At 62.1% G+C, this 4,149-nt stretch carries 6 protein-coding genes; all 6 read left to right on the top strand.

Translation table 11 applies throughout. The features are described 5' to 3' along the window. On the top strand, positions 1-603 hold a 603-nt coding region (locus VFE81_RS08950; protein ID WP_325044251.1), incomplete at its 5' end, for an SDR family oxidoreductase. A 102-nt stretch (positions 604-705) separates the two neighbouring features. Then, positions 706-1,095: a methylglyoxal synthase gene (locus VFE81_RS08955; protein WP_325044252.1), complete on the top strand. Its 390-nt coding sequence runs from the start codon at positions 706-708 to the stop codon at positions 1,093-1,095. A gap of 49 nt (positions 1,096-1,144) precedes the next feature. Further along, positions 1,145-2,119, top strand: coding sequence for a quinone oxidoreductase (locus VFE81_RS08960; RefSeq protein WP_325044254.1), 975 nt, complete (start codon positions 1,145-1,147; stop codon positions 2,117-2,119). 260 nt (positions 2,120-2,379) lie between these two features. Beyond that, entirely contained in the window at positions 2,380-2,493 is a 114-nt protein-coding gene (locus tag VFE81_RS08965) for a hypothetical protein (RefSeq protein ID WP_054035137.1), read from the top strand. Beyond that, on the top strand, positions 2,490-2,582 hold the full coding sequence (gene kdpF / locus VFE81_RS08970) for a K(+)-transporting ATPase subunit F (RefSeq protein WP_200564436.1): 93 nt from the start codon (positions 2,490-2,492) through the stop codon (positions 2,580-2,582). The genes VFE81_RS08965 and kdpF overlap by 4 nt, the downstream gene beginning before the upstream one ends. Next, positions 2,579-4,149, top strand: a 1,571-nt coding sequence (kdpA, locus tag VFE81_RS08975; RefSeq protein ID WP_325044253.1) for a potassium-transporting ATPase subunit KdpA, incomplete at its 3' end; no start/stop codon positions are given. The genes kdpF and kdpA, both read left to right, overlap by 4 nt.

Consider the following 4,149-nt stretch of genomic DNA (forward strand, 5'->3'; position numbering starts at 1 on the left):
ACGGTGGCGTGCGACATCACCACGCCCGAAGGACGCGCCGCGGCGCTCGCCGCCTGTCCGCAGCCGGATATTCTGGTCAACAACGCGGGCGGTCCGCCGCCGGGCGACTTTCGCAACTTCACGCACGAAGACTGGATCCGCGCGCTGGAGAGCAACATGCTCACGCCGATCGAACTGATCCGCGCGACCATCGACGGGATGAGCGAGCGTGGCTACGGACGTATCGTCAATATCACGAGCTCGGCCGTCAAGGCGCCGATCGACGTGCTCGGCCTGTCTAACGGGGCACGCTCGGGGCTGACCGGCTTCGTGGCGGGCCTGGCGCGCAGCAAGGTGGCTTCCGCGGGCGTGACGATCAACAACCTGCTGCCTGGCCTGTTCGACACCGACCGCATCGCCACCACCTTCGCGGCACAAGCCAAGGCGCAAAACATATCCGTCGACGACGCGCGCAAGCAGCGCATGAAGACGATCCCCGCCGGCCGTTTCGGCAATCGCGATGAATTCGGCCGCGCCTGCGCGTTCCTGTGCAGCGTGCATGCCGGCTACATCACGGGCCAGAACTGGCTGATCGACGGCGGCACTTACGCCGGTACATTCTGAACGGCCAGGTATTGAAGTGCCGGCGAAGGAAGTGCTAGCGAAGCACCGGCATCACCCTCACTACAACAACGACATTCACAACGGTTTCAGGAGTCTTACGTCATGACCACCCGCATTGCGCTGATCGCGCACGATCACAAGAAAGACGATATCGTCAAACTGGCCGGCGAATACGTCGATACGCTCAGGCGTTGCGAGATCGTCGCGACCGGTACGACCGGCACGCGCATTGGTGACGCGCATGGCCTGACGGTCGAACGCATGTTGTCCGGCCCGCATGGCGGCGACTTGCAGATCGGCGCGCAGCTCGCGGAAGGGCGGGTGGACATGGTGATCTTCCTGCGCGACCCGATGACGCCGCAGCCGCACGAGCCGGACATCAACGCACTGGTGCGCGCCTGCGACGTGCACAACATTCCGTGCGCCACCAATATTTCGACCGCGCGAATGATTCTCGACGTGCTGACCTTGCGCCTCACGCAGCAGGTCTGAACACGCGCGTGCTGTGCGACCGATCGACATCACAAACCAAGGAGACATGATGGTCAAAGCAATCCGATTCGATAAAACCGGCGGCCCTGAGGTGATGAAATGGGTGGACGTCGAAGTGGGCGAGCCGGGCGCGGGCGAGATTCGCATCAGGCAGACTGCGGTGGGCCTGAACTATATCGACGTGTATTTCCGCACGGGCCTGTATCCGTTGCCGTTGCCGGGTGGCCTCGGGATGGAAGCGGCGGGTGAAGTCACCGCGGTCGGTGCGGGCGTGACTGGTCTCAAGGCCGGTGATCGCGTGGCATACGTGGCGCGTCCGCCTGGCGCATACGCCCAGGAGCGTGTGCTGCCGGCGGCGCAAGTCGTCAAGGTGCCGGACGCGTTGAGCGACGAGCAGGCGGCCTCCGTCATGCTGCAGGGGCTGACCGCGCAATATCTGCTGCGCCGCACCTATCCGGTGAAAGCGGGCGACACGATCCTGATCCAGGCCGCGGCCGGCGGCGTCGGCCTGTTGGTTTGTCAGTGGGCGAAGGCGTTGGGCGCGACGGTGATCGGCACGGTCAGTTCCGATGAGAAAGCCGAGATCGCCAAGGCGCACGGCTGCGACCATCCGATCGTTTATACGCGCGAGAACTTCACCAAGCGCGTGCGCGAGATCACCAACGGCGCGGGTGTGCCGGTGGTGTACGACTCAATCGGTAAAGACACGTTTACGGGCTCGCTCGACTGCCTCGCGCCGCTCGGCATGTTCGTGAGCTTCGGCAATGCATCGGGCGCGTTGCCGCCGATCGATTCATCGGAATTCGCCGGACGCGGTTCGCTGTTCTTTACGCGCCCCACGCTCTTTACCTATATCGCCAAACGCAGCGACTACGAGGCGATGTCCGCCGAATTGTTCGACATGCTGGTGTCGGGCAAGGTGAAGGCGAGCATCAATCAGCGCTACGCGTTGGCCGATGTCGGCAAGGCGCACGCGGATCTCGAAGGGCGTCGCACCACGGGCTCGACGATTCTGGTGCCGTAAACGCTCGTGCAATGAGCGCAGGGCGGAGCATCGTGCAGGTGTAAAAACCACAGCGTCATGACGCTTGCGGTGCGTGGCAGCCAGGCCGGCGCGAACCACCACAAGCCCACGCCCCATCGGTTCAAGGCCGTTCCATCTCATGATGGAACGGCCTTTTCCGTTTACGCGATTTTTACATCCCATCTCAAATCTTTGACCTGCCCTTTACGCGGATCGGCATAACGTTGCACCTATCCAAAGTCCGTGAATGGGGAATAAAAATGGATGTGCTGTATGTCGGGGGGATGGTGCTGTTTTTCGCGCTGACCTTTGCGTTGATTGCCGGCTGCGAGAAGTTGATGCAGTTCCGGCGTGGCCAGGGAGCTCGCTCATGAACTGGATCCTCTGGTTGTCGGGCGCGGCTACCGCGCTGCTGTTTATGTATCTGGTCTATGCGCTGTTGCGCGCGGAGGACATTGAATGAACTCGAACAATGTCCTGCAAGCGGGTCTCTTCATCGTCGTGCTGCTGGCAGCCGCGGTGCCGATGTCCCGCTACCTGGCCAACGTGATGGACGGCTCCTCGCGCGTGGTTCGCTTCGGCGGCCCGATCGAGCGTTTGCTGTATCGCATCGCGGGCGTCGATCCGTCGACGGAAATGGGCTGGAAACACTACGCCATCGCCACGATCGCGTTCAACGCGCTCGGCGCGCTTTTCCTTTACGTGCTGTTGCGCGTGCAAGGCTGGTTGCCGGGCAATCCGCAGCAGTTCGGCCCGATGACGGTGGACGGCGCGTTCAATACGGCGATCAGCTTCGTGACCAACACGAACTGGCAGGATTACACGCCTGAGCAGACCGTTGGCTATCTGGCGCAGATGCTCGGCCTCACCGTCCAGAACTTCTTCTCGGCCGCCACCGGCATTGTGGTGGTGATCGCGCTGATTCGCGGCTTCGCGCGTCACACGGCGCAAACCATCGGCAACTTCTGGGTTGACCTCACGCGTGTGACGCTTTACGTGTTGCTGCCAATGTCGGCGATCATCGCAGCGATCCTGATGAGTCAGGGCGTGATCCAGAATTTCAAGTCGTATCAGGATGTGCCGACGCTGCAAACCACCACGTACGCCGCACCGAAGCTCGATGCACAAGGCAATCCGGTGAAGGACGCGAAGGGTAATGCGGTGACGGTCGATACGCCGGTGAAGACGCAAACCCTCGCCATGGGCCCGGTTGCATCGCAGGAAGCAATCAAGATGCTCGGCACCAACGGTGGCGGCTTCTTTAACGGTAACTCGGCGCATCCGTACGAAAACCCGACGCCGTTCTCGAACTTCCTGCAGATCTTCTCGATCCTGATCATCCCCGCTGCATTGGCGCTGGTGTTCGGCCGGATGATCTCGGACCGCAAACAGGGCGTCGCCGTCCTCGCGGCGATGACGATTGCGTTCGCTGTCTGCGTATTTGGCGAAATCGGTGCCGAGCAGAGTGGTAACCCGGCGTTCGCCGCGCTGCATGTCGATCAATCGGCGAGTGCGTTGCAGTCGGGTGGTAACGCGGAAGGCAAGGAAACGCGCTTTGGTATCGCGCAGTCGGGCATCTTCACAGTGGCGACCACCGCGGCTTCGTGCGGCGCGGTGGCCAATACACACGACTCGCTGACGCCGATCGGCGGCCTCTATCCGATGCTGTTGATGCAACTGGGCGAAGTGATCTTCGGCGGCGCGGGCTCCGGCATGTACGGGATGCTCGTGTTCGCACTGCTGGCCGTGTTCGTGGCAGGCCTGATGATCGGCCGCACGCCTGAATACGTCGGCAAGAAGATCGAAGCGTACGAGATGAAAATGGTGTCGATCGTCGTGCTGCTTACACCGCTGCTGGTGCTGGTCGGTACGTCGATCGCGGTGCTGACCGACGCGGGCAAAGCGGGTATTGCTAACCCCGGCGCGCACGGCTTCTCCGAAATCCTCTACGCGTTCAGCTCGGCTGCGAATAACAACGGTAGCGCGTTTGCTGGGCTGACTGTGGGCACGCCGTTCTACAACTGGCTCAC

Origin of the sequence: Paraburkholderia sp., assembly GCF_035656215.1 — a bacterium.
GTDB lineage: Bacteria > Pseudomonadota > Gammaproteobacteria > Burkholderiales > Burkholderiaceae > Paraburkholderia.